Below are 25,911 nucleotides of genomic sequence, written 5' to 3'. Positions count from 1 at the left end.
AACCATGGAACTGGTCTTCGATGTGGTCAGTGCACAGCAGTTCGTGCCAGGTCTATTGACCACCAAAACCTTCAAGCAGGCTGGCGGCATTATTGGTCGGGCGGAGGAATGCGACTGGGTGATTCCGGATCGCAAACGTGTGCTGTCCAGTCGACATGCCGAGGTGAGCTATCGCAATGGTGCCTTCTACCTGACCGACACCAGCAGCAATGGCATTCAGTTGAAAGACAGCGGTGCCAGCCTGCGCAAGGGCGAGGCCCAGCGCATTGAGCATGGCAGCGTGTATTGCTTTGGCGATTTCGAGCTGCGCGCGCGGCTGATTCAGGACCCGGCCATGTTTGCCGGCGATATCGGCCGTGCCCAGCCGGCCGGCAGCATCATCCCGGACGATGCCTTTCTCGACCTCGACCCGCTGACCGCCATCGACCAGCAGGAGCGCGTGTATGCCGAGGTCGATGACCTGACGGCGATTCTGCGCCCGCATAACGTGCAGGCTCAGCAGCGCGACTATGCGCAGATTGATGAAGAAAACCTGCTGGTGCCGGCGTTGGTCATGCCCACGCCTGAACCGCAGCCCAAGCGTGCACCGGAACCGGTGCGTCTGCCGCCGACCTTCTGGGAAAAATTCTCCGAGGCCCTCGGGGTCAAGCTGGATGACCTCGATGACGATGCCCGCGAAGCCCTGGCCATTCACAGCGCCAAGCTGCTCAAGCAGAGCATCGGCAGCCTGCAGCAAAGTCTGCGCACCCGCAGCGAGCTGAAGAACGAACTGCGTCTGGCCCTGACCACCGTGCAAAGCGCCGGCAATAACCCGCTCAAGCACACCGCCGACAGCAGCGAAGCGCTGAGCGCCCTGCTGCGTGGCGGCAAGGCCGGGCAACTGAGCGCCGAGCAGACCATCAGCCGCAGCTTCCGTGACCTGCAAGCGCACCAGGTGGCGCTACTCGCCGCCAGCCGCGCGGCCGTCAAAGGCATGTTCGAGCAACTGTCGCCGGAACAGCTGAGCCTGCGTTTCGAGCGTGAAGGCCGCAAGCCGCTGATCGCCACCGCTGGCAGCCGCTGGCGCGCCTACCGTCGCTTGCACAGTGCCTGGAAGCAGAACGACGACTGGAGCGACCGCCTGTTCGCCCGCGACTTCGCCCACACCTACGAAGAACAGGTTCGCCTGATCGCCACCCTCAACACCGATGTTCAAGGATGATCTCCATGCACCGTTTCACCTGCCTGGCCCTGTTGGCCGCCCTGCTCAGCCTCACCGGTTGCGCCGCACTCTCGCCCTATTCGGATATGACCAAGCTCGACCTGACCCTCAACGGCAGCGATGAGCTCAACCCGGACCTCAATGGCCGTCCTTCGCCAATCGTCCTGCGTCTGATCGAGCTGAAGCACCCGGTAGCCTTTGAAACGGCCGATTTCTTCTCGCTCTATCAGCGCCCGAAAGAAGCCCTGTCACCGGATATGGTGGTGCTCGAAGAGCTGGAGCTGCGCCCCGGCGAGCAACGCGAAATGAAGCTCTCGGTACAACCGGGCAGCCGCTATGTCGGCGTGCTGGCGGCCTACCGCGACCTGCCGGAAAGCAACTGGCGCGTGGTGATTCCACTGCAGGAAAAGGAACGTAATAGCAGCGTGCTGACCCTCGATGCATTGGGCATCAAGACCCAGGACGACACCCGCAAGGAAGAGGAATAAGCCATGGCCATGCATAAAGTGGTCTGGCAGGAAGGCATGCTGCTGCGCCCGCAGCACTTCCAGCAGAACGACCGTTACTACGACTACCAGCTGAAAACCCGCACGCAGAAGCTCGACAGCTACGCCTGGGGGTTTTTCGAGCTGGAGATCGACCGTCAGTTTCTCAATATGGGCAAACTGGTGGTGAGCAAGGCCAGCGGCATCCTGCCCGATGGCACCCTGTTCGACATCGGTGCCGAGCGCGAGCCGCTGGCTCTCGACGTACCGCCAAACACCGGCAACACCCCGGTGTACCTGGCGCTGCCGCTGGTCACCGGCAACCATATCGAGAGCCGCCGCCCGGAGCAGCAGGACGTGCTCGCGCGTTTTGTTGCCTTTGATGAGGAAGTGACCGACTCCAACGCCGGCGACAGCGCCGCCAGCCAGGTCAGCTGTGGCCGGCCGAACTTCCGCCTGCTGCTCGGCGAGCAACAGAGCGACCAGGCCTACGTCAAACTGCAGCTGTGCGACGTGCTCGACACCACCCCGGACGGGGTGATCAGCATCGACCCGGAATTTATTCCGACCTACGTCAACTTCCAGGCGTCCGGCTACCTGCTCAGCTGCCTCAAGGAAGTGATCAGCATGCTCGCCCACCGGGGCGACATTCTGGCCGAACGCATTCGCGCCACCGGCAAGGTCGGCGGCGCGGAAGTCGGCGACTTTATGATGCTGCAACTGATCAACCGCTTCGAGCCGGTGCTGCGCCATTACCTCGGCATCGAGCAGGTGCATCCGGAGCAGATCTACCGCGAATTGCTCGGCCTGCTCGGCGAGCTGGCGACCTTCTCCAGCGAGATCAAACGCCCGCGTCTGGACAGCCGCTACCTGCACAGCGACCAGGGCGTGAGCTTCCGCAAACTGATGGATGCGATCCGCCAGGTGCTGTCGATGGTGCTGGAACAGCACGCCATCGAGATGCTCCTGCAGCAACGTCAGTACGGCATTCAGGTATCGCCGCTGCACGATCACAAGCTGCTCGCCACCTCCACCTTCGTCCTCGCCGCCAGCGCCCAGTGCGACTCGGAAGAGCTGCGCCAGCGCCTGCCCGCTCACCTCAAGGTCGGACCGGTGGAGCAGATTCGCCAACTGGTCAACCTGCACCTGCCCGGCATCAAGGTCAAACCCATGCCGGTGGCACCGCGGCAGATCCCCTTCCACTCGGGCAAGACCTATTTCGCCCTGGAACTGGGCTCCGAAGAACTGGCGCAGCTGGAACGCTCAGGCGGCTTCGCTTTCCACGTGTCCGGCGAGTTCTCCGGACTTGAGATGAAATTCTGGGCGATCAGGAACTGATGATGACGACCAAGGAAATGGAATACGGCCAGGACGACAAAACCGTCATCCTCAACCGCAAGGGCGATGCCCCGGCGCACAGCCCGCTGACCGACTTCGCCGCGCCGCCAAAATTCGAGCAACTGGAAGAGCGCATGATCTACGCCGCACGCCTGCGCCCGGCGGAGAGCTTCAATATCAGCCTCAACCCGCTGGTGGCCGCCGCCGCCACCCTGCTCTCGGAAGTGGTGCGCCTCAAGCACAGCTTCGACAGTGAAGACATGCACGCGCTGAACCAGCGTCTGTCCAGCGCCATCAAGCTGTTCGAACACCGCGCCCTGCATGAAGGCGCGGAAAGCAGCCAGGTGATGGCCGCGCGTTACGTGCTGTGCACCGTGGTCGATGAGGCCGTGGTGACCACGCCCTGGGGCAACGAGAGCGAATGGTCGCAGATGAGCCTGCTGTCCTCGTTCCACAACGAGACCTTCGGCGGCGAGAAGTTCTTCCAGCTGCTTGAGCGCCTGTCGCGCAACCCGGTCAAGCACCTGCCGATGCTTGAGCTGATGTACCTGTGCCTGTCGCTCGGTTTCGAAGGCAAGTACCGCGTGCTGCCGCGCGGCATGCTCGAACTGGAAGCGGTGCGTGACAGCCTCTATCGGCAGATCCGCCAGCTACGCGGTGACGTGCCGCGTGAAGTGTCGCCGCACTGGCAGGGCCTGAAAGACACCCGCCGACGGCTGGTACGCATCGTGCCGTGGTGGCTGGTGGCACTGTTCACCGTGGTTTGCCTGGTGGTGATGTACAGCGGTTTTGCCTGGGTCTTGGGTGAACAACGCGAAACGATTCTGCAGCCGTACGCGCAACTTGACCCGTCTTCGGGTGCATTCATGGATGAGACGAAATGAAGCCTTTTTTCGGCAAATTAGCCGCATTTTTCCGCAAGACCTGGGTGTGGAGCCTGTGTCTGGTATTGGTTCTGGCGCTGCTGGTGTGGTTTGTCGGCCCGCTGCTGGCGGTCAACGATTACAAGTTCTGGGAATCGGCCACCAGCCGTCTGCTGAGCATCAGCCTGCTGTTCCTGATCTGGGGCCTGGCCATGGTGTTCGCCAGCTGGAAGGCCACCGCCCGCAAGCAGGCCGAAGAAGATGACGCCGACGCCCAAGAGCGTCTGCGTCGCGAGGGTTTGATCGACGAAGAGCAGAGTGAGCTGCGCAATCGTTTCAAGCTGGCCCTGCACACCCTCAAACGCTCCAGCCTGTACCGCGGCCGCAGCGAAAAATGGCGCAATGAGCTGCCCTGGTACCTGCTGCTCGGCCCACAGAGCAGCGGCAAAACCAGCCTGCTGGATTTTTCCGGCCTGGATTTCCCGCTCAACCGCGCGGACCAGCAACGTCTGACCAAGGACGTTTCCGGCACCCGTTATGCCGACTGGTACTTCGCCGACCACGCCGTGCTGATCGACACAGCCGGGCGCTACCTGACCCAACCCGACCCGGCCATCGACGGCCGCGCCTGGGACACCCTACTGGGCCTGCTGCGCAAACGCCGTGCGCGCCCGCTGAACGGTGTGCTGGTGACCATCCCGGTGGAGCAGCTGCAAGGTGGCAGCGAAATCGAACTGGAAAACCTCGCCCGCCAGACCCGTCAGCGTCTGCAGGATATTCACCAGCGTCTGGGTGCCGATGTGCCGGTGTACCTGGTGCTGAGCAAGGCCGACAAGGTATTGGGCTTCGATGAATTCTTCGACCAGCTGTCGCGCGAAGAAAGCGATCAGGTGCTCGGCGCCAGCTTCCGCAAGGAGCAGAACGCCACTGACGTGCAGGTGATTCGTCAGGAGTTCGAAGAACTGCTGCGCCGCCTCAACAGCCAAGTGATCTTGCGCATGCACCAGGAGCGCGATACCCAGCGGAGGGGCCGTATCCTCGATTTCCCGCACCAGTTGGGCCTGCTCGGCGAGCGCCTGTGCCTGTTCAGCGAGCTGGCCTTCAGCGGCAACCGCTACCAGCGTGCCAGCCAGTTGCGCGGCTTCTACCTGACCAGCGCACCGGAGCTGAACAACCAGCTCGACCCAAGCACCAGCGGCATCGGCCGCAACCTGGGCCTGGCCAGCAGCGCCCTGCCGACATTCCGCAGCGGGCGCTCGCGCTTTATCAATCACCTGCTCAGCCGGGTGATCTTCCCCGAAGCCGACCTGGCCGGCCTCGACCAGAAAGAAGTGCGCCGCATCGACTGGGGCCAGCGCGCCATGTACGCCACCGCCCTGGTGGTGCTCGGTGTGTTTGGTGTGGTCTGGGCCGGTAGCTTCTCCGGCAACCATGGCCGCCTGGAGCAACTGCGTGATCTGGCTCAGCAGCTGACCCAGCAACACAACAACCTCGGCGTGCAGGATGACGCCCTGCGCACCCTCAAGGCGCTGGACCACAGCTACGCCGCCACCCAGGTGTTCCCGCCGGTGGATGAGGTGTCCTACCTGCAACGCGGCGGTCTGTACCAGGGCGAAAAAGTCGATCCAACACTGCAGCAGGCCTACCGCGCCGAGCTGGAAAACCTGCTGCTGAGCCGCGTCGGTCGTCAGCTGGAAGCACAAGTCCGCGCCAACCTAGGTGACCGTGAACGCCTGCTCAACAGCCTGCGTGCTTATCTGATGCTCAATCTGGAAGAGCGTCGCGACAAGGCCTTCCTGCAGGAGTGGCTGGCGGCCGACTGGTCGCTGCGTTACGCCGGCAACAGCGCCGGCCAGCGCGGCCTGAATGAGCACTTCGAGCGCCTGCTGTCCGAGTCGTTCGCACCTTATTCGCTGAACCAGCCGCTGGTGGCCCAGGCGCGGCAGATCCTGCGCAGCGAGTCGCTGGCCAATGTGGTCTACCGCATGCTCCGCGATGAAGCGCGCAGCTTGCCGGACTACCGCCTGAGCCAGAAGCTCGGCCCACAGGCCGGCCTGTTTGCCGGCAGTGACTATGTGATTCCGGGCTTCTACACCCAGGTTGGCTACCAGAAAACCTTCACCGCCAAGGGCGCTGACCTGGTGCGTGAATTGCTGCGCGACAACTGGGTTCTGGGTGAAGGCGACAACCTGAGCGCGGCCGACCTCAGCCGTCTGCTGGTGGAAATGGAGCAGCTGTACTTCCGCGATTACGCCAACTACTGGGGCGAAGCCATTGCGCAGCTGTCGCTGGACCCGATCGGCAGCGCCGGCCAGGGTGCCTTGCAACTGGCCGGCCTGACCGCCGCCAACTCGCCGCTGCTGCAACTGCTGGTGGAGGTGCGCGACAACACCCGCTTCAAAGGCATGGCCGAAGCCGCCGACGATGCCGGAGCCGCCGCCGAAGCGCTGGAAGGTAGCAAAGGCAAGCTGGGTAAAGTCGCCAAGCTGGCCAGTTCTGCCGCTGAACAAGCGCAAGCGGCGCTGGTGAAAAACCTGCCGGACACCGCGCGTAAAACCCTGGAGCGCCGCTTCGAACCGCTGCACCGCTTGCTGGATGACAACGGCGGTGCCGGCCCGGAACTGGCGATGACCCTGCAAGCGCTGGATGCCTTACAACTGCAACTGGCCAGCCTGGCTCATGCCAGCGCGCCGGAGCAGGCGGCGTTCGAGCTGGCCAAGGCGCGTATGGGCGGTCAGCGTGATGCGATCAACCAGGTGCGCAGCAATGCCGCACGCCTGCCACAACCGGTCGGCAACTGGCTCGGCCTGCTCGCCGAAGACAGCTGGATGCTGGTGCTCAACGACGCCTACCACTACCTCAACCAGCGCTATAAGAGCGAGCTGTACGCCGCGTATGACGGCTCGTTGAAGCAGCGTTATCCGTTCAGCGCACACAGCGAAAGCGACGTGGCAATTGCCGATTTCCGCGAGTTCTTCAAGGCTCAGGGGATTGCCGAGCGCTTCTTCGACAACTACCTCAAGCCGTTCGTCAGCGGCACCGCCGGCCAGTACCAACTGCGCCGCGTGGATGGCCGTGGCCTGCCGTTGTCGCGCGAGTTCCTGCTGCAGATGAGCCACACCCAAACCATCCGTCGCAGCTTCTTCGCCGAGAACCCCAACGAGCCGAAAGTGCTGTTCAAACTCGAACCCTACTCGCTGGATTCCAGCCTGGGCCGCGCCGACTTCCGCTTTGGCAATCAGCAGATGGAATACCGCCACGGGCCCATCATGCAGACCGCTTTCAGCTGGCCGGCCGAAGCCAATGAAGGGCGTACCAGCCTGGTGGTCGAAGAGCTCGGTGGACGCAAGGTGGGTATCGAGAAGAACACCGGCCCCTGGTCGCTGTTCCGCCTGCTCGACCTGATGAGCGTGGACTACCACAGCGGCCGCGATGTGCTGATGCTCAAGGCCGACCTCGGCGGCCTGCGCGCCAACTACCTGTTGCACAGCCAGCGCGCGCCGAACCCGTTTGACCTAGACCAGTTGCGCAGCTTCAAACTGCCGGCCACGCTCTGATGCAGGAGGTTGCCAACCGCTGGCGCAGCGCGGCGCGTACCGACACCGGCAAGGTGCGGGCGCGCAACGAGGATGCCTTTCTCGCCCTGCCGGAACAGGGCCTGTGGGTGGTGGCCGACGGCATGGGCGGGCACCAAAACGGTGCCCTGGCCAGCCGCCTGATTGTCGAGCAGCTGGCCGAGCCGAGCGCAGGTGATTTGCCACAGCGTCTGGATGAGCTGCGCAAGCGCCTGCACGCGCTCAACCGTCGCCTCGGCCAGGAGCTGACGGTCACCGCCGCCCACCCGGACCCTGTGATCGGCAGCACGGTGGTGGCCCTGCTGATCGAAGGCGACCGTGCCGCCTGCGTGTGGGCCGGCGACAGCCGCTGCTACCTGTGGCGCGGCAGCAGGCTGTATCAGCTCAGCCGCGATCACTCGTTGCTGCAGCAGCTGATCGATGAACAGCAACTGAGCCCCAGCGAAGCCGCGCGACACCCGGCAGCGCACGCCCTGACCCGCGCCATTGGTGCCAGTGACGAGCTGAAGCTGGAGATTCTCGAACTGGATGTGCTGCCTGGCGATGCCTTTCTGCTGTGCAGCGATGGCCTGTACCAAGGCGTATCCGTCGACGACATCGGCGCAGCGCTAAACCTGCCGTCACCGCAGCTGACTCTGAATCGGTTATTCCAACTGGCCCTCGACGGCCCGGCGCGGGACAACCTGAGTGCGGTGGTGATCCGCCGATGAGGACTCACGGATGAGTGAACAGCTGCTCGACGACCTGCCGCTGGCAAGCCCCCCGGCCAGCGACCTGACCTACTTCGCCCTGGCCGCGACGGCCGCCAAACCGGCCACGCAAGCCCCGCGCGAAGTGCTCAGCGAACTGCCGGAAGTACTCGGCGGCCGCTACAAGATCGAGCGCCTGCTCGGGGTCGGCGGCATGGGTGCGGTGTATCGCGCCCGTGATCTGTTGCGCGAACAGTTCGGTGACCCCGAGCCGTACGTGGCGCTGAAAACCCTCAGCGATGACTTCGCCGAATACCCGGACGCCAACGCGCTGCTGTACAGCGAGTTCGCCCTCACCGCGCGACTCAACCACCCGCATGTGGTGCGTCTGTTCGGCTTCGAGGTGGATGTGCACAGCCAGCGCGCCTTCCTCACCCTGGAGCTGCTCAAGGGCCTGACGCTGGATCAACTGCTCAGTGATCGCCCCGAGGGTCTGCCCTGGAGCGAGCTGCAGGAAATCGCCATCGCCCTGCTTGACGCCCTGAGCTATTCGCACAGCCTCGGCGTGCTGCATGGCGACCTGAAGCCCAGCAATGTGATGCTCGCCGAAGACGGCCTGCGCCTGTTCGATTATGGTCTCGGCCAGCCCGTGGAAGGCCTGTTACCCGGCTTGCCGCGCCTGTGCCGCAACCGCTTTACCGCCTGGACGCCGCGCTACGCCGCCCTGGAATTACTCGACGGCGCACCGCTGACTGCCGCAGCCGATGTCTATGCCGTGGCGTGCGTACTGTATGAGCTGGCCAGTGGTCGCCACCCGTTCAGCCGGCAAAGCGCCAAACAGGCCAAGGCCATGGAGCTGGATAAACAGCTGCAACGCCCTGAGCAGTTACCGGCGCATTGCTGGCCCGCCCTGCGCACCGCGCTGGCGTTCGATGAAGCGCAGCGCAGCCTCAGTTGCGCGCAGTTGCTTGAGGTGTTTCGCCAGCCCGCACCCAGCGGCTGGCGGCGGTGGCTACAGCGAGGCAACACGTAGGTTGGCGCTGAGGCACGAAGCCCAACGGCACCTCGCGACATCAATGGATGATCTTTCAACAAGGAAATGACCATGTTCAACCCGGCCAATGAAACCCACTTCAGCCTGAGCATCGAAGGCCTTGAGCACGACCTGCAAGTGCTTGAGTTCAGCGGCCGCGAAGCCATCAGCCAGCCCTACCGTTTCGAACTGGAACTGATCAGCGAGAACGCCGAGCTGGATCTGCAGAGCCTGCTGCATCAGCGTGCCTTTCTCGCTTTTACTCCAGACGGCTTGGGCATTCACGGCCTGATCTATCAGGTCGCCCAGGCTGAATCCGGCAAACGCCTGACCCGCTACAAACTGAGCATCGTGCCGCAGCTGAGCTACCTGGCCCTGCGCACCAATCAACGGATCTTCCAGCACCTGACGGTGCCGCAGATCGTTGCTCAGGTGCTGCAGGAACACGGCATCGTTGAAGGTGATTACCAGTTCCTGCTCGGCCCAACGGTTTATCCCGCGCGCGACTACTGCGTGCAGTACGACGAGAGCGACCTGCACTTCGTCCAGCGCCTGTGCGAGGAAGAAGGCATTCATTACCACTTCCAGCACAGCGCCAAAGGCCATGCCATTGTCTTCGGCGATGACCAGAGCGCCTTCGGCAAACTCGGCCAGCCCACCGCTTATTTGCAGGACAACGGCATGACCGCCGATGAGCCGGTGATCAAGCGCTTTGCCGTACGCCTGGAAACCCGCACCAGCCGCATCACCCGCCGCGATTACGACTTCGAGCAACCGCGCCTGCTGATGGAAGCCACCTTCAAGGAAGAGCGCGACCCCGAGGCCACGCCGCTGCCGGACCTTGAGGATTACGACTACCCCGGCCGCTTTATCGACCGTGCGCGCGGCAAGCACCTCAGCCAACGCCACCTCGAACGCCACCGCACCGATTACCGCCTGGCCGAAGGCCGGGGCGATCAGCCGAAACTGCTCAGCGGGCACTTTCTGGAACTCTCCGACCACCCGCGCCAAGACTACAACGATCTCTGGCTGCTGCACGAGGTGATCCACCAGGGCAAACAGCCGCAGGTGTTGGAAGAGTCAGTCACCAGCCATACCGCCGCCAGTGATGGTTTCCAGCAGGGCTACCGCAACCACTTCACCGCCACGCCCTGGGATGTGCCCTTCCGCCCGCCATTGGCCCACCCAAAACCCAAAGTCCTGGGCAGCCAAACCGCCGTGGTCACCGGCCCCGCGGGTGAGGAAATCCACTGCGACGAATACGGCCGAATCAAGGTGCAATTTTTCTGGGACCGTGAAGGCCAAGCCGACGACACCACCAGTTGCTGGCTGCGCGTGGCTTCCAGCTGGGCCGGTGATGGCTACGGCGGCATCGCCATCCCACGGATCGGCATGGAAGTGCTGGTGACCTTCCTCGAAGGCGACCCCGACCAACCGCTGGTCACCGGCTGCCTGTACCACGCCGAACACGTGGTGCCTTACGACCTGCCAGCGAACAAGACCCGCAGCGTATTCAAAACCCTCAGCACGCCAGGCGGTGGCGGCTACAACGAGCTACGCATCGAAGACAAGAAAGGTGCCGAGCAGATCTACCTGCACGCCCAGCGCGACTGGGATGAAAACATCGAGCACAACCAGAAGATCCGTGTCGGTCACGAACGCCACGACACCGTCGAAGCCAACAGCTACACCGAGCTCAAAGACGAAGAAAACCTCACGGTCAAAACCGAACGCAAGGTCGAAGTCAAACCCGACGACCACCTTACCGTCGGGCAGAACCAGCACATCAAACTCGGCACCGCCCAACTGACCAAAGCCGGCCGCGAAATCCACCTCAAAGCCGGGCAAAAGATGGTCATCGAAGCCGGCACCGAACTGACCCTCAAAGCCGGCGGCAGCTTTATCAAACTCGACCCCAGCGGCATCACCCTCAGCGGCCCCATCGCCAAAATCAACGCCGGCGGCGCAGCGGGCAAAGGCTCAGGGATCGGCATCAAACCGCCGGTGCTGCCGGGCGCGGCGGATAGCGATAAGGCGGGGAGTTTGTTGGATGAGGCGTTGATGAACTCACTGCAAAAAACTGAAAACCAGCCTCAGGCATTTTTCCTTTTTTCTGAATAATTACTTCATAACTAATTAACCAAAATTTGAACGAGCGAACTTCGATGAAAACAAGTACCAAAATACAAAGCAAAAATAATTTCACAGAGAAAACAACTAAACTAGTTTTTCTAGTAAGTATATTACTGTTCAGCACCGCTTGCAGTAGCAAACCATTAAATGAATTTCAAAGCTTTGAGTACAAGGAAGCCATTCGCGCATTCCAAGAGCAACAGCATGACACACCTGGCGTATGGACTTGCAGCTACACTGAAAACAGCAAAGTCAGACCCAGCACGAATGCTGAATCGTTATTAGTAGAGGTAGATGAAAAATACATATATGTAAAACATAACAATCAAATCACCGAACTATCCCTAACAACTAGGGACAATGAAAAATCGACCTACAAAAACAAACAAGAAGGTCTATCGCTGAAAATAAATATAATTAATAAAAGTAATTACAGCGAATATCAAGAGTCGCATGACCGGACAATAGAAGCAGAACTAGAAGCCTCAGGAAAAATTTATAAACTACAGCTTCTTGGAGAAGCATGCGGAATTTAATAGACATTACAAGATTATAGTTGCGCAACGCGACAAGGAATTAGCATGTACACAATAGTAGAGAGCGGAACAAATGGTATTGAACCGGTCAAATCCTATGAAGACCTGGAGAAACACCATCCATCAAAAGCTAGAGAGCCAAAGCGTGAGTATGACGAAACTGATGGGCATCTAGAAGAAATCCGAACAAATGAGCCAGGCGGCCGCAGACTGGTAAAAAAAGATTTCGTTTTACTTGTAAATGGCAGCAACAAGTCTATTGATGTTCCGTGCCCTGTCGCAGGCTTTGTAAAGACTTTTAAGTCTTACGGAACAGTTAAAATATATAGCACCGAAAAATACGATGACCTGCTTGGACAAGTACTTCATTTAGATACCAATTTCAAAGTCAAAGATGGACAATACGTAGAGTACGGGCAGCCCATAGGTATTCAGTACAGGACTGATGGCGAAGGAAAACCAACATACGCAATACATACACACGCCGAACTTGAGCGTACACAGTTCGAAAAATACATAAAAGACATCGTGAACGGCAATATAAAGCCCGGCACATGGCCGTCAAATACCTCATCGACCGATGACAAGAAATATCAATTCCCCATTCGCAAGGTCGACGGCAACCACTACACCCTTGAAGAGCTTTACAAAGAATTAGAGAAGGAAAAATCCGGCCACTACATCCTAGGCAACAACGGTTTCTGGCATGGGGGCATCCACTTCAGCGATGCCAGCGTGCCACACGCCAAGCTCAAACAGGCCGTGCGCTGCATGGCAGATGGCGAAGTGGTCGCTTACCGGCTGAACAAGGATTATCTATCGTCCACATTCATGGGCGAAAAAGGCTGCGACAACCTGCGCTACTCCACGTCCTTCTGTCTGGTTCGCCACACCTATGAATCGCAAAAGCGTCCGGCGGAGAGCAAACCTGTTGCCAAAATCGAGTGGGTAGGTAAGACCGTGCAACTCGCCAGCTCGCGCTATGGACGCGATATCGCAAGCACAGTCCTGGGTAATACGGGTAACTTCGAAGCGCTTATGCCGGCAGGCACAGAGCTGCAGATTCTCAAAATCCATGACACCAAAGATATGCGTTTCGCCTTGGCCACGATCAAGGCTGCATTGCCCGGTAAAGATCGGGCTGGTAATCCGGTAACCCGTGCCGCAACGAGCGAAATCTGGTTCGCGGCATTCGACAAAAAAGATGCGATTCTCAAGGATCGAAACAAGCAAGCCATCTTCAAGGATTTAACGCCTGCGTCCCCAGCTGAAGCGAAGGCAGAAGACAAGAAGCTAGAAACCAACAAACTTGAATTCTTCAGCCTGTATATGCACCTGCTGCCTTTTGAGCATTACCCACTACAGAGTGGTGAGAATCAGCGCCGGTTCAAGGTAAAAGCCAAGGGCCGCAATGTCCGTAAGGAAGCAAACCTGACTGGTACCGTACTAGGGCAGATTGATAGTGGGGCGGAATTCGAGTTGATCTCAGCCACATCCGGGCATCAGATAAAGCCCGGTGATACCGCTACCTATGAACTGGCTCAGATAAAGATTCTCAGCAAGGATGTGAAGAAGGGCGGTGTACAAACAGCCAAAGCAGATGACGTGGTCTGGATGGCCATCAGCAAGGCGGAACCAGGCAAGACAGACGAGCACTATGCGGAAGAAATCCCACCACAAAAACGCATTCGCCCCACCTACTGGAAAGGCCAGGTCAAAGCTCAACTGAAAAAGCGGGCGCCGGCCTTCAATAAACCGGAAGACCCAATCGAGAAAAAAATCGGCTTACTTGCAGAAAATACCGTATTGGAATACGCCACAAGCACAGTAAAGCGAGTCATTCAGGCAGGCCGCCCGCAGATCATGGCCCCCTGCACCATCGTTAGCGGAGGATTCTGGGACACCCCAATGTGTCCTTCCGGCCCTATTTGGGTAGTCATCGATACTGATGCGGCTGAGCTTAAACCCGATGATCCAAGTGACTTCGACTCCGTCGTCACCTGCGAAATCCCAATCAAAGCAGGCGATCCTATTGGCTACCTAGGCCTCTACGAGACACTCGCCAGTGCCAAAGGCGGGGTGAAAAGCCAACATCAGGTTCACGTAGAGCTGTTCTCTACAGACCCAAATCTGGAAGCATTCCTGAAGAACCCGGCGGGATTGAAGGACGGCAATCAATACTTACGCGTTACCAAGGGCAAGACCATCTACAACAAAGGTGGTACTGCAGAAGCACCGACGTTTACACCCAGCGGACTGGTCATAAACGAGAACTACCTGATTGCTGCGAACCAGGCAAAGTTACTCAAGGCCCCTGACAACAAAGAGTGGTACCTGATCAAAGTCAACAGCGCCACCACCCCGGTGGATGGTTATATCGCCAAGGCTGACGGAGAAATTATCAGCCAGCACGATAGGGAAAAATTGGGTTTCCAGATTATCAAGGAAAGCAACGATAACGCCGACGGCTTTCTCGACCCGAAGGAAATGCCGGATTTCTTTCAGAACCTTTACCTAAAAATTGATCAACTCGGCAACAAGGATGACAAAGTTACTGCTGACGAAATATCCCTTGCCTTGAAAAATCACAAGCTCCGCGACCGTTGGTCGAAACTAATTGGCTACCATCCGACCGAGTGGCAAGCAAAATCATCTGCCCCTAAATGGCAGCGATTAGAAGAGTTACTAGAGGATGTCCCGGAAGTGCTCCGCCATGAAAAGGAACGTATTGATAATCTGGTGTTCTGGGATGAGCTGGCTGGGGCAATGCAAGTTGCGTTACCAAAGCAGGTTCACCATTTTCACCCGCTCGCGTTTATTGACACAGTACAAAATAACGGGAAGAAATCTGGCTGGGCGCATAGCGTATTTGCCGATTTACTCGGCAAGGTTGAATCGAAAAATGATTACTCTGCCTACAACCGAACGTACCCCGCCCCGCTCAAATCATTCTACAAAACCGGCCTGACAACCTTGACCATCGCAGAGGTACAGAAGAAACAGGCTGATCGGGACATGTTTGCCACAGGCCGCTACCAGCTTATTCCCGACACACTTTCCGCAGCGGTTAAACACTTAGGGCTCGATACCTCATTAAAATATGACGAAACAGTGCAGGACAATATTTTCGAAAATTACCTGATCAAAGTTAAGCGCAAGGCTTTCATAAATTACCTAGAGGGGGACGGCAGTGTCGAAGATGCAATTTATGCCTGGGCCATGGAGTTCGCCTCCGCAGGGGTACGCAAGGGCAAGAGCATCAGCCCTGTCAAAAAGCGCGATGAGAACGGAAAGGTAGTTAAAGAAAACGGCAAAGTGGTATGGCTTACACGAACAGCCAGCACTGAAGGGTTGTCATACTATGCAGGTGATGGCCTGAACGTTGCTCATATCACCCCGGATGAAATGGTTAAGGCTTTAGAGGAGTCAAAGAAAAATGGCAAATAATGCGGCCCTCGGATTTATATCGCTGCTCGGCAGCCTATTAATTTCACTCAGCAGTTTCGCGGCCGATCCGCAGTTCGAGGAATATAAGGTCGAGCAGATTTTTCAGGGCGATAATCACAAGCTCGTAATTGAAGACAATAACGACGATAACTGGTCGCTCTACCGCAAACAAGCCATTAAGAAACCGATAAATTTCGCCGGCCATTACATTGTTTTTGCCACTGGCTGCGGAGGCGGTGCCATATGCGGCGAAATACTTGATGCACAGACCGGAAAAATCGCAGCATCTTTCCCTAATGCTTATGAAATTGATAGCGCCGATGGCAGCTATTACGATGCCAGTTTCAGGCTGGATAGCCGCCTTATCGTGATTAGCGGCATAGCCGCTGATCCAGAGCGAGGAATGAATGGTGAGTTTTTAGCTAGCGCTAACAGGACACGTTACTTTGAGCTTAAAAATAATCAGTTACAACTTCTAAAGATCACTGAAGAATAAAATTTCAGTATTTATGGAAAGAACAAATTTATTTATTGCCAAAATAAATTTGTCCCATTTTGCCCTTCAAATGGAACCGAAAATATCGGTTAGGTGCCGTACGACTTGCCCCAACGCCAACTATTAAATATTTCAGGCGATGTAGATGAGCCTGAAGAACTGACTTCGGTACATCGTTCGCTACAGAATATGAAACGTGCATAAACCGCTGAAATACGATCTCGTTTTTATTGATGGAGCCGTCGCTTTGCCTTACGTCATTCCAATGACCTTACTGCTAATGCTTGTGATGGCCACCCCCGCACAAGCACAGGCGACAACCCTCACATTCGATAGAGGCGGCAGCACTGAAACCTATCGTGCGGACATGGACACCGGCGAGTTGACGATCAGTCGGGGAACGGAAACCAAGGTATTCGCAGATCTCGTTGGCTACGCCGGCCAGGCGTCCAGAGCCCTGGTCTCGTTCAACGGTGCTCCTGCACTGGTTTATGAAAACGCCGGATCAATTACTTCTTTCGAAGTTTTCTACACCCTCGCGCTAAAAGACAAAGTTCCGGTCATCGATTGTGTGTACGGCAATATCCGCAATGGGCAAAACGGTGTCTCTATCCGCAAGGCTGTGTGCAATCTGGATAAGCCGCTGTCGAGCGGATACCAGGACCTGATTTTCGCCTACTCGGACAAGTGGATCGAAGCCTCCAATGTGGTGTCCCTGCAATCCGTTATGGCGGAGCCCTCGCAGCCAGCCGATGCGCCCCTTGGCCGCCTCGGCGAGGTCGATGTGGCATTGCGCTACAGCTCGGTCGATGAGCTGATGTCGGCGGCACCGAAAACCATCGCGACGGTGGGAAAGAAAACCCATGAGGTGAGCAACGGCAATGCGTACTTCGTTTATGAGGCTGATGGCATCACGCCGCTGGCGCTGGACGTGGAGACTGACCCGGCCACACACACGCTCAAACGCCTGACAGCAGCAGAGCTGCTGCGCAGCATCGAAGCCAACTGAGTGGCTCCAAGCTGATTACGCCAACGCGCTGAGCGAAAGGTTAACTAGCGCCCCACCGCCTTCAACGCCTGCGCCAACTCGGTAGCATCAGTAAAACTGCGCTGCCCCTGTAGCTGGCCCTGGCGCAGGTCGAGCCAAAGTACGCTGGCATTGTCCGCCGGGTATCGGGGTGCAATGCGGGCGTCGCGGTCTAGGAGGACGCGGTAGTTGTATTCGCGCATTTTGGGGATGGCGAAGAGTTTGCCGATGATGCTCGGCATGCGGCTGATATCGGCGAGAAACACCGTGCGGCGCTGCTCCAGATAGCCGTTGGGCTTGCCCTGCAGGGCGGCGTCAACGAGTTTGGCGGCGTCCATGCTGCGGGCTACCAGCAATACTTGCAGCTGATCGTCCAAGGTGTAGGCCTGGTCATGCTGATCGAGCAGGGTCCAGGGCGCCAAACGCTCACCGGTTTCCAGGGCCATGCTGGTGGCGGAGAACAGGCACAACAGCAGAGCAAGAGCGGCTTTCATGGTGGGCACTCCGGTCTTATAGGTCATCATCGGTCACCACTCTAACCAGATCCGCCTGCATGGCATATGCGGCATCCGCCAACTCGTTGTTGACCTGCTCGATCTGCAGCGTGCCGCTGACCCAGAGCGGCGCGTAGATGTCTTCCAGCTCAATACCTTTGGGGTAGCGCACCAGCACCAGTTGATTGGGTGGTGGCGGCGGGACGTGGATGCAGGCGCCGGGGTAAGGAACCAGGAAGAACAGCGTGCTGTGGCCCTTGCTGTCGGTTTCCAGTGGCACCGGATAGCCGCCCAGGCGCACCGCTTGACCATCGAAGGCGGCGACGGTTTTCGTCGAGTACATCACCGCCGGCAAGTTTTGATCCTGCTGCTTGAGGCCGCCGGGGTTATAGAAGCCGCTGTCCTGCTCAAGGCCTTGGTGGCTGATCTCGGGCATGTCTTCCAGGGCCTGGCGGTCTTCCGGCGGCATCAGCTCCAGCCAATCGGTTTCCGGCAGTTCGGCGCAAGCCAGGGTGCTGAGCAGCAGCAGAGGTAACAACAGATAGCGCATCGGTAGGCTCACAGGGCAGCGAAGTGACAGGGCCTTAGCCCTTTTTAACAGCGCCGTAGATTACCAGCAGCACCACCGCGCCGATTACTGCACCGATAAAACCAGCGGACTCCCCCACCTTGTAGATGCCCAGCGCCTGGCCGCCGTAGGTGGCGGCAATCGAGCCGCCGACGCCCAGCAGGATGGTCATGATCCAGCCCATGCTGTCGTTGCCGGGTTTGATAAAGCGCGCGATCAGACCGACGATCAGACCGACAAAGATGATGCCGATAATGCTCATGGTGCGTCACTCCGTGTGTATTGCTGGGGCCAATACTGGCGTTACGCAATCAGACGGATATCTGCCGCCGAGGTTCCCGCTGCGGCCGCCGGTGAAGCGGCCGCAGCGGTTTTTCAGGCCTTGGCGATCAGCGCTTCGACAGCCGCGATCCGCAGATCCAGAGTGGCACGGTCCGCACAGCGCAGGGTGGCGTGGCCGACCTTGCGCCCAGCCTTGAAAGCCTTGCCGTAGTGGTGCAAGCGGCAGTCGTCGATGGCGATAACCTGCTCCACCGGCGGCACCACACCGATAAAGTTGAGCATCGCGCTCTCGCCGACCTTGGCGGTGGAACCCAGTGGCAGGCCGGCAACAGCGCGCAGGTGGTTCTCGAACTGGCTGCACTCGGCACCTTCGATGGTCCAGTGCCCGGAGTTGTGGACGCGCGGGGCGATTTCGTTGGCTTTCAGGCCGCCATCGACTTCGAAGAACTCGAAAGCCAGCACGCCGACATAGTCGAGCTTGGTCAGCACGCGGCTGACGTAATCTTCGGCCAGCACTTGCAGCGGGTGATCGCTGCTGGCGATAGACAACGCCAACACGCCACTGTCATGGCGGTTGTGCACCAGCGGGTAGAAGCGCGTTTCACCATCACGGGCGCGCACCGCCACCAGCGACACTTCGCCAGTGAAGGGCACGAAGCCTTCGAGGATGCACGGTACGCTGCCCAGTTCGGCAAAGGCACCGATCACATCTTCGGGTTTGCGCAGGACCTTCTGGCCCTTGCCGTCGTAGCCCAGGGTGCGGGTCTTCATCACGGCGGGCAGGCCGATACTGGCCACAGCAGCGTCGAGGTCGGCTTGCGACTGGATATCGGCGAAATCCGGGGTCGGAATGCCGAGGTCCTTGAACATGGATTTCTCGAACCAGCGATCACGGGCGATGCGCAGGGCGGAGGCAGACGGGTACACCGGGACGAACTGCGAGAGGAAGGCCACGGTCTCGGCCGGCACGCTTTCAAACTCGAAGGTCACCAGATCGACTTCATCGGCCAGTTGGCGCAGATGATCCTGATCGCCGTAATCGGCGCGGATATGCTCGCCCAGCGCTTGCGCGCAGGCATCCGGCGCGGGGTCGAGAAAAGCGAAGTTCATCCCCAGCGGCGTACCTGCCAGGGCCAACATGCGGCCCAGTTGGCCGCCACCGATTACGCCGATCTTCATGGGTTAGGCCTCACGCGGGTCCGGATTGTCCAGCACGGTTTCAGTCTGTTCCTGGCGGAACTGCTTGAGCGCAGCATGGAACTGCGGATGCTGGTGACCGAGGATGCTCGCGGCAAGCAACGCGGCGTTGACGGCACCCGCTTTGCCGATGGCCAGGGTGGCAACCGGAATACCGGCCGGCATCTGCACGATCGACAGCAGCGAATCAACGCCCGACAGCACCGCCGATTGCACTGGCACGCCGAGGACCGGCAGGTGGGTCTTGGCCGCACACATGCCTGGCAGATGGGCCGCGCCACCAGCACCGGCGATAATCACCTGAATGCCACGGCCTTCCGCTTCTTCGGCGTACTGGAACAGCAGGTCCGGGGTGCGGTGGGCAGAAACCACCTTCACTTCGTACGCAATGCCCAGCTTGTCCAGCATCTCGGCGGTGTGGCTAAGGGTGGACCAATCGGACTTGGAGCCCATGATCACGCCAACCAGTGCGCTCATCGTCGTGCCTCTTCTTCATCAAGTGCCCGTAGGCGCTGCAGAAACTAACAAGCCACGCTGGAAACCAGGCGTGGCTTGTTAGTGAATGAATTATGGCGGTGCGGACCGCCAAAGGCCGCGCAGTATACCGCAAAGCCCGGCTTGGCGAGCACCCCACCCAACCGTTTGTCGAAGGCCACGGGCAAGACTTTGCCAGACACCCCGCGAACAGACCTGGCGCACATATCGGCGTCAACGGGCGCACTATAATTCTCCGCTCATCACAACCTAGGACACCACCATGACAAGGCTGTCACTGCTACTTGCCGCTTCGCTCTTCGCCCTCAACGCCAGCGCCCTCGAACTGGCCAAATACCCGCAAGTGTTCGATGCCGGCAAAGGCATCAGCGTGACTGTCGCGCCCAGCAGCGACGGCAAGCAGGCGCTGATCCAGGTCAGCGGCATCAACCACCCGCTGGATGAAGTGGTGCTGCTGAGCACAGTCAACGAGCGCGGTAACGATGAGCGCGATTACACCACCACCCTCGACGGCAGCGCCTACAACATGCTGATCAAGCGCCAGGGCTGGGGTGGCGAGCACTACCAGCTGTACCTGCCAAACACCGACGGCTTCGAGCTGGGCTTCAATGAAACCAAAAGCAAAGAGACCAAAGCGGCCAACCTGCTGGCACTCTACGAGCAGCAGAAGAAAACAGGCATTCAGGACAAGCTGAGCCGCTTCGACCGGGAAAAGCGCGTGGCCGACTTCACCCAGCAACTGCAGCAGATCGACCAGGACGCCTCGAAGGCCTGCAACACGCCGCTGAACACCCAGGTTGACTGGAACGCCATCGACGACGACACACTCAAACGCCTGAACGTGCCGAGCTTCTGCGGTGAAGTGGTCAGCCAACTGGCCAACCTGTGCCAGAACGGCGACGAGCAACAGGCTGTCGCCAACGGCCTGAAAACCGTGCAGTGCAGCTTTGCGCAGAAACTCAAGCTGCGCGAAAACGAGGCGACGTTGACCTTCACCACCCATGAAAAAGCACCCAATCAGGGCGACTTTATCAACGCATTCCTGCGTAATCGCTGACGTACACGAACCACCGTGCGCCAGCTCACTGGCCGACCGCGGCATACTTCTTGCCTCATTACTGGCATTCAGAACAGCTGCGGTCCCTCCGATGTTGCATGCCCACCTGACCACCTTGCATGTGGTTTCCCTGATTCTTGAAGTGTTTTCAACACAGCCCGAGCTGACTCAACAGCTGCTCGCCGACAGTGGCATTGCCAGCGCTGACCTGGCCTGCGCCGACACGCGCATTACCCGCACCCAGGAGTTGAAGGTCTGCGCCAATGCATTACAGCTACGCCGTGACCTGGGTCTGGAACTGGGTCGGCGCATGCATGTATCAGCCTATGGCATGGTCGGTTACGCAGCCCTGTCGAGTGCAACCTTTGGTGACGCCTGGCGGCTGCTGCTGCAGTATCCGGCACTGCTTGGTACCTACTTCAAACTGGATTTGCAGATTGAAGGACAGCTGGCCTGGGTCAGTGCCAGCGAATACCAGCACAGCACTGAACTGGAAGTGTTCAACCTGGAAATGTGCCTGGCCTCACTCAAGCTCACCAGTGACGACCTGCTTGGCCAGAACCTGCCACTCAGCGCCGCACAGTTCAGTTTCGCGGAACCGGACTACAGCGCTCGTTACACCCGCAGCTTCGCCTGCCCTCTGCAATTCAATGCACCGCGCAACGCCTTCGCCTTCCCGGCCCGCTGGCTGCAAGAGCCATTACCACTGGCCGATGCAGTGACGCACCGGGAAATGCTGGCGCGCTGCCGCAAACAGAACAGCGAGTTTTACACCCGCCAGGCCTGGCTCGAACGGGTACGCCAACTGCTCGCCAGTCAGCTGCCCACACCACCCGGGCTGGAACAACTGGCGCAACAGATGCACTGCTCACCGCGCACCCTGCGGCGCCATCTGCAGGAACTCGGCACGCACTATCAGGAACTGCTCGACGAACTGCGCTTCGAGCAAGCGAAAACCCTGCTCGGCCAGGAAGACTGGCCAATCTGCCGGATTGCCGAGCACCTGGGCTTCAGTGAAACCGCCAGCTTTCGTCACGCCTTTCAGCGCTGGAGCGGTGTGGCACCGAGCCGTTTCCGCGCGTAGGTTGGGCTGAAGAGCGAAGCGACAACGCCCAACGGGCAATGGCAGTTACCCAGGGTGGATGACGCTTTCTCCATCCACCAAGCCATGACCAACACTGGCGGATAAAAAGAACGCCATCCACCCTGCAGGCTGAACCTGCGTGGCGTGATTACAGGCATTTGTGGGAGGGGCTTCAGCCGCGACAACCCCGATCAAACGGCCCGCCGCTGAAGCGCTGCCCACGAAATGCCAAGGCGGCCACGCAACTTGGCCACTTCGATCCCCTTTTGGCCGTTGTCAGCGTTCACCATCCGGGCTATGCAGGCGAACAATGCAGGCACAACAACAAGCCTGGAGCCGTGTCACATGCTCACCTTTTACAGCGACGACCATCACCTGCACCACGGCAGCTGCGAGCTGATCGACGGCCAGTTGATGCCCTGCTTCGAGAAGCCGCAACGCGCCGACCATATCCTGCAACGCGTCCAACATCGCCAGCTCGGCGACGTGCGTCCGCCGCAGGATTTCGGCCTGGCACCGATTGAGCGCATCCACAGCGCGGCCTACCTGAACTTCTTCAAGGGTGCCTGGGACCGCTGGCAAGCGCAGAACGGCAACGGCGACCTGCTGCCCTTTACCTGGCCGGCACGCACCCTGCGCCAGGTCATCCCGAACGACTTGCATGGCCAACTCGGCTACTACAGCTTCGACGGCGGCGCGCCGATTACCGCTGGCACCTGGCAGGCCGCTTACAGCGCCGCGCAGGTGGCGCTAAGCGGCCAGGCCGCCATCGCCGCCGGCGCCCATAGCGCCTTCGCCCTGTGCCGGCCGCCAGGTCACCATGCCGCCGGCGAACTGATGGGGGGCTACTGCTACCTGAACAACGCCGCCATCGCCGCCCAGGCGTTCCTCGACCAGGGCCACAAAAAGGTGGCGATCCTAGATGTCGACTACCACCACGGCAATGGCACCCAAGACATCTTCTACACCCGCAATGACGTGCTGTTCGCCTCAATCCACGGCGACCCGGCCGATGAATTTCCGTTCTTCCTCGGCTATGCCGACGAGCATGGAGAAGGCGCGGGCGAAGGCTGCAACTTCAACTACCCGTTGCCGATGGGCAGCCCGTGGGCCGTGTGGAGCGCCGCGCTGGATGAAGCTTGCCAGCGGATTGCCGAATACGGTGCTGAAGTGATCGTGGTGTCGCTGGGCGTGGACACCTTCAAAGACGACCCGATTTCCCAGTTCAAGCTCGACAGCCCGGATTACCTGGCCATGGGTCAACGCATCGCCGCCCTCGGCAAGCCGACGCTGTTCGTGATGGAAGGCGGCTATGCGGTGGAAGCCATCGGGGTCAACGCCGTCAACGTACTGGAAGGTTTCGAGGGCCGGTAGCGCGTTGGGTGGACCGGGGCGCGCAGCTGACGCTCTTCTCATCCACCGCGAGCGCGTCCCGCCCCACCCGACGATCTAGAGTTTCATAACGTCTAAAAAGGTGAATACGATGACAACAATCAAACACCTACTCGCCGTCGCTGTCTGCGGCGCAACCTTGATCACCAGCGCGGTGCAGGCGCAAACAGCCGAGAAACCGCGCGAACTGCGTGTGTACAACTGGGCTGACTATATGCTCCCGGCGGTGCCCAAAGAGTTTCAGGAAAAAAGCGGCATCAAGCTCACCTGGGACGTCTACGAGAGCAACGAAACACTGGAAGCCAAGCTGCTCAGCGGCAATTCCGGCTACGACTTGGTGGTGCCGTCCAACACGTTCCTCGACACCCAGATCAAGGCCGGTGTGTTCCAGAAGCTGGACAAGAGCAAACTGCCCAACTGGCAGCACCTCGACCCCGGCCTGCTGCAGCTGATGACCGCCAACGACCCCGGCAACCAGTACGCCGTGCCCTACATGTACGGCACCGTGCTGATCGGCTTCAACCCGGACAAGGTCAAAGCCGTGCTCGGCGCTGATGCCCCGGTGGACAGCTGGGACCTGATTTTCAAGGAAGAGAACATCAGCAAGCTCAAGCAGTGTGGCGTGGCCATGCTCGATTCGCCCGGCGATATCCTGCCGATCGCCCTGCACTACCTGGGCCTGGACCCCAACAGCACCAAGCCCGAGGACTACGAGAAAGCCAGCGCGCTGATGCTGAAGATTCGCCCCCACGTCGCCTACTTCCACTCGGCCAAGTACATGACCGATATCGCCAACGGCGACATCTGCGTGGCCATCGGTTACTCGGGCAGCTTCTACCAGTTCGCCAACCGCGCCAAGGAAGCCGGCAACGGCGTAGTGGTTGACTGGCGCCTGCCGAAGGAAGGCGCGCCGCTGTGGTACGACTCCTTCGCCATCCCGAAAAGCGCGCAAAACGTCGCCGAGGCCCATGAGTTCCTCAACAACCTGCTCGACCCCAAGGTGATTGCGCCGGTCAGCGACTTCCTCGGCTACCCCAACCCGAACAAGGACAGCATGCCACTGGTGGGCGCCGAAATCCGCGACAACCCCGGCCTGACCCCGACCGCCGCCGCGCAAAAAACCCTCTACGTGCTGCAACCGCTGCCGCAGAAGACCGAACGCGTACGTACACGGGTGTGGAACACCATCAAGTCGGGGACCTGATCGCCCATCAGCCCCGAAAGCGTTCGGTTTTCCGAATGCCACGCCACTGAATAATCGCCCAGCCGAACAGCTGGGCGTTTTTCATCCGCCAAAATTTATAATTTATTCATATATTTCAATAACTTATCTATTCTTAAAAACCCTCGATGGCCTGGCATGCATCCTGCTCCCTGTACGGGCAGGAATGCGATAGCTCTTCCGCAGCCGCCCATAAGAACAACATCGAGGAACAGATTCATGCGTATTGTCCCCCGCGTACTGAGTGCGGCCATTGCCGCCGCCCTGATCAGCAGCCCGGCCTTCGCCAGCGAACTGACCGGCACCCTGAAAAAAATCAAAGACTCCGGCACCATCACCCTGGGCCACCGCGACGCCTCCATCCCCTTCTCCTACTTCGGCGACAATCCGCAGCAGCCGGTGGGCTATTCCCACGACCTGCAACTGAAAGTGGTTGAAGCGATCAAGCAGGAACTGGGAATGCCGGACCTCAAGGTGCGCTACAACCTGGTCACCTCGCAGACCCGTATCCCGCTGGTGCAGAACGGCACCGTCGACCTGGAGTGCGGCTCCACCACCAACAACATTGAGCGCCAGCGTCAGGTGGACTTCTCCGTTGGCATCTTCGAAGTCGGTACCCGCCTGCTGACCAAGAAAACCTCGGGGGTCAGCGACTTCCCTGATCTCAAGGGCAAGAACGTGGTGACCACCGCCGGCACCACCTCCGAGCGCCTGCTGAAGATCATGAATGCCGAGAAGCAGATGGGCATGAACATCATCTCGGCCAAGGACCATGGCGAGTCCTTCCTGATGCTCGAATCCGGCCGCGCCCTGGCCTTCATGATGGACGACGCCCTGCTCTACGGCGAAATGGCCAAGGCCAAACAGCCGGCTGACTGGGTGGTGGTTGGCGAGCCGCAGTCCTTCGAGATTTACGGCTGCATGATGCGCAAAGGTGACGAAGGCTTTAAGCAGGTGGTCGACAAGGCCATCAGCGCCACCTTTGCCTCCGGTGAAGTCAACGCCATCTATGACAAGTGGTTCATGCAACCAATCCCACCGAAGAGCCTCAACCTCAACTTCCCCATGAGCGATGAACTGAAAAAGCTCATTGCCAACCCCACCGACAAGTCTGCCGAGCAGATCTGACGGTACGCCTGCCGCCGCTTCACAAGAGCGGCGGTAGACGGGGAACCCCGGAAGCACCCGTCTTCCACCTTCCATCTGACTGGATCGAGGCACGTTCGCCACCCGCGAACGGGGCAGGCACACACCTGCCCGGCCTCGTCCGACCCACGGCCTATTTCGCGACACCCAA

Annotated in this window: 22 protein-coding genes; 17 read left to right on the top strand and 5 right to left on the bottom strand. The window is 59.3% G+C overall.

The features are described from left to right. The first annotated feature begins 4 nt into the window (after nucleotides 1-4). The 12 genes from tagH to OU997_RS09000 all read left to right on the top strand — a co-directional run bounded on the left by tagH (nucleotide 5) and on the right by OU997_RS09000 (nucleotide 16,805). Nucleotides 5-1,201 (top strand): type VI secretion system-associated FHA domain protein TagH, encoded by a 1,197-nt coding sequence (gene tagH / locus OU997_RS09055; protein ID WP_267809704.1) that lies wholly within the window; start codon nucleotides 5-7, stop codon nucleotides 1,199-1,201. A gap of 5 nt (nucleotides 1,202-1,206) precedes the next feature. Then, a complete protein-coding gene (gene tssJ, locus OU997_RS09050) occupies nucleotides 1,207-1,689 on the top strand; it encodes a type VI secretion system lipoprotein TssJ (protein ID WP_108487145.1) in 483 nt (160 codons plus the stop codon). A gap of 3 nt (nucleotides 1,690-1,692) precedes the next feature. Continuing rightward, a complete protein-coding gene (tssK, locus tag OU997_RS09045; RefSeq protein ID WP_108487146.1) occupies nucleotides 1,693-3,024 on the top strand; it encodes a type VI secretion system baseplate subunit TssK in 1,332 nt (443 codons plus the stop codon). Between the two features lie 2 nt (nucleotides 3,025-3,026). Continuing rightward, on the top strand, nucleotides 3,027-3,908 hold the full coding sequence (icmH, locus tag OU997_RS09040; protein WP_108487147.1) for a type IVB secretion system protein IcmH/DotU: 882 nt from the start codon (nucleotides 3,027-3,029) through the stop codon (nucleotides 3,906-3,908). After that, entirely contained in the window at nucleotides 3,905-7,444 is a 3,540-nt protein-coding gene (gene tssM, locus OU997_RS09035; RefSeq protein ID WP_267809703.1) for a type VI secretion system membrane subunit TssM, read from the top strand. The genes icmH and tssM overlap by 4 nt, the downstream gene beginning before the upstream one ends. Then, nucleotides 7,444-8,172: a PP2C family protein-serine/threonine phosphatase gene (locus OU997_RS09030; RefSeq protein ID WP_108487149.1), complete on the top strand. Its 729-nt coding sequence runs from the start codon at nucleotides 7,444-7,446 to the stop codon at nucleotides 8,170-8,172. Before tssM ends, OU997_RS09030 begins: the two co-directional genes overlap by 1 nt. A 10-nt stretch (nucleotides 8,173-8,182) precedes the next feature. Further along, the gene (locus OU997_RS09025) at nucleotides 8,183-9,184 is read left to right on the top strand and encodes a serine/threonine-protein kinase (protein WP_267809702.1); all 1,002 of its coding nucleotides are present in this window, start codon (nucleotides 8,183-8,185) and stop codon (nucleotides 9,182-9,184) included. A gap of 72 nt (nucleotides 9,185-9,256) precedes the next feature. Then, nucleotides 9,257-11,305: a type VI secretion system tip protein TssI/VgrG gene (gene tssI / locus OU997_RS09020; RefSeq protein ID WP_267809701.1), complete on the top strand. Its 2,049-nt coding sequence runs from the start codon at nucleotides 9,257-9,259 to the stop codon at nucleotides 11,303-11,305. Nucleotides 11,306-11,349: 44 nt separating this feature from the next. After that, nucleotides 11,350-11,853, top strand: a complete 504-nt coding sequence (locus tag OU997_RS09015; RefSeq protein WP_146180666.1) for a hypothetical protein — start codon at nucleotides 11,350-11,352, stop codon at nucleotides 11,851-11,853. A gap of 45 nt (nucleotides 11,854-11,898) precedes the next feature. Next, complete coding sequence (locus OU997_RS09010; RefSeq protein ID WP_267809700.1) at nucleotides 11,899-15,300, top strand: hypothetical protein; 3,402 nt, start codon at nucleotides 11,899-11,901, stop codon at nucleotides 15,298-15,300. Continuing rightward, nucleotides 15,290-15,796 carry a hypothetical protein gene (locus OU997_RS09005; protein ID WP_267809699.1) on the top strand — a complete coding sequence of 169 codons (507 nt, stop codon included), beginning with the start codon at nucleotides 15,290-15,292 and terminating at the stop codon, nucleotides 15,794-15,796. The genes OU997_RS09010 and OU997_RS09005 overlap by 11 nt, the downstream gene beginning before the upstream one ends. A gap of 196 nt (nucleotides 15,797-15,992) precedes the next feature. After that, nucleotides 15,993-16,805: a hypothetical protein gene (locus tag OU997_RS09000; protein WP_267809698.1), complete on the top strand. Its 813-nt coding sequence runs from the start codon at nucleotides 15,993-15,995 to the stop codon at nucleotides 16,803-16,805. Between the two features lie 44 nt (nucleotides 16,806-16,849). Here OU997_RS09000 and OU997_RS08995 read toward each other — a convergent pair whose 3' ends face one another. The 5 genes from OU997_RS08995 to purE all read right to left on the bottom strand — a co-directional run bounded on the left by OU997_RS08995 (nucleotide 16,850) and on the right by purE (nucleotide 19,841). Continuing rightward, nucleotides 16,850-17,317 (bottom strand): FAD/FMN-containing dehydrogenase, encoded by a 468-nt coding sequence (locus tag OU997_RS08995; protein WP_267809697.1) that lies wholly within the window; start codon nucleotides 17,315-17,317, stop codon nucleotides 16,850-16,852. A 16-nt stretch (nucleotides 17,318-17,333) separates the two neighbouring features. Beyond that, on the bottom strand, nucleotides 17,334-17,867 hold the full coding sequence (locus OU997_RS08990; RefSeq protein ID WP_108487156.1) for a DUF3299 domain-containing protein: 534 nt from the start codon (nucleotides 17,865-17,867) through the stop codon (nucleotides 17,334-17,336). A 34-nt stretch (nucleotides 17,868-17,901) separates the two neighbouring features. Beyond that, a complete protein-coding gene (locus OU997_RS08985) occupies nucleotides 17,902-18,147 on the bottom strand; it encodes a GlsB/YeaQ/YmgE family stress response membrane protein (RefSeq protein WP_108487157.1) in 246 nt (81 codons plus the stop codon). Nucleotides 18,148-18,260: 113 nt separating this feature from the next. Then, complete coding sequence (locus OU997_RS08980) at nucleotides 18,261-19,346, bottom strand: 5-(carboxyamino)imidazole ribonucleotide synthase (protein WP_108487158.1); 1,086 nt, start codon at nucleotides 19,344-19,346, stop codon at nucleotides 18,261-18,263. A 3-nt stretch (nucleotides 19,347-19,349) separates the two neighbouring features. Beyond that, nucleotides 19,350-19,841, bottom strand: a complete 492-nt coding sequence (purE, locus tag OU997_RS08975; RefSeq protein ID WP_090377747.1) for a 5-(carboxyamino)imidazole ribonucleotide mutase — start codon at nucleotides 19,839-19,841, stop codon at nucleotides 19,350-19,352. Between the two features lie 280 nt (nucleotides 19,842-20,121). Here purE and OU997_RS08970 point away from each other — a divergent pair, with 280 nt between their 5' ends. The 5 genes from OU997_RS08970 (at nucleotide 20,122) to OU997_RS08950 (ending at nucleotide 25,742) form a co-directional block, all read left to right on the top strand. Continuing rightward, nucleotides 20,122-20,916 (top strand): hypothetical protein, encoded by a 795-nt coding sequence (locus OU997_RS08970; RefSeq protein ID WP_108487159.1) that lies wholly within the window; start codon nucleotides 20,122-20,124, stop codon nucleotides 20,914-20,916. A gap of 91 nt (nucleotides 20,917-21,007) precedes the next feature. After that, nucleotides 21,008-22,000: an AraC family transcriptional regulator gene (locus tag OU997_RS08965; RefSeq protein ID WP_108487160.1), complete on the top strand. Its 993-nt coding sequence runs from the start codon at nucleotides 21,008-21,010 to the stop codon at nucleotides 21,998-22,000. 345 nt (nucleotides 22,001-22,345) lie between these two features. Then, entirely contained in the window at nucleotides 22,346-23,374 is a 1,029-nt protein-coding gene (locus OU997_RS08960) for a histone deacetylase family protein (protein WP_267809696.1), read from the top strand. A gap of 109 nt (nucleotides 23,375-23,483) precedes the next feature. After that, on the top strand, nucleotides 23,484-24,596 hold the full coding sequence (locus tag OU997_RS08955) for a polyamine ABC transporter substrate-binding protein (RefSeq protein ID WP_108487162.1): 1,113 nt from the start codon (nucleotides 23,484-23,486) through the stop codon (nucleotides 24,594-24,596). Between the two features lie 237 nt (nucleotides 24,597-24,833). Next, nucleotides 24,834-25,742, top strand: a complete 909-nt coding sequence (locus OU997_RS08950; RefSeq protein ID WP_108487163.1) for a glutamate/aspartate ABC transporter substrate-binding protein — start codon at nucleotides 24,834-24,836, stop codon at nucleotides 25,740-25,742. Nucleotides 25,743-25,911 lie beyond the last annotated feature (169 nt).

Source organism: Pseudomonas sp. SL4(2022) (assembly GCF_026625725.1).
Classification (GTDB): Bacteria; Pseudomonadota; Gammaproteobacteria; order Pseudomonadales; family Pseudomonadaceae; genus Aquipseudomonas.
The sequence above is the reverse complement of the archived record's forward strand: the minus strand, read 5'-3'. Positions and strand labels throughout refer to the sequence as shown.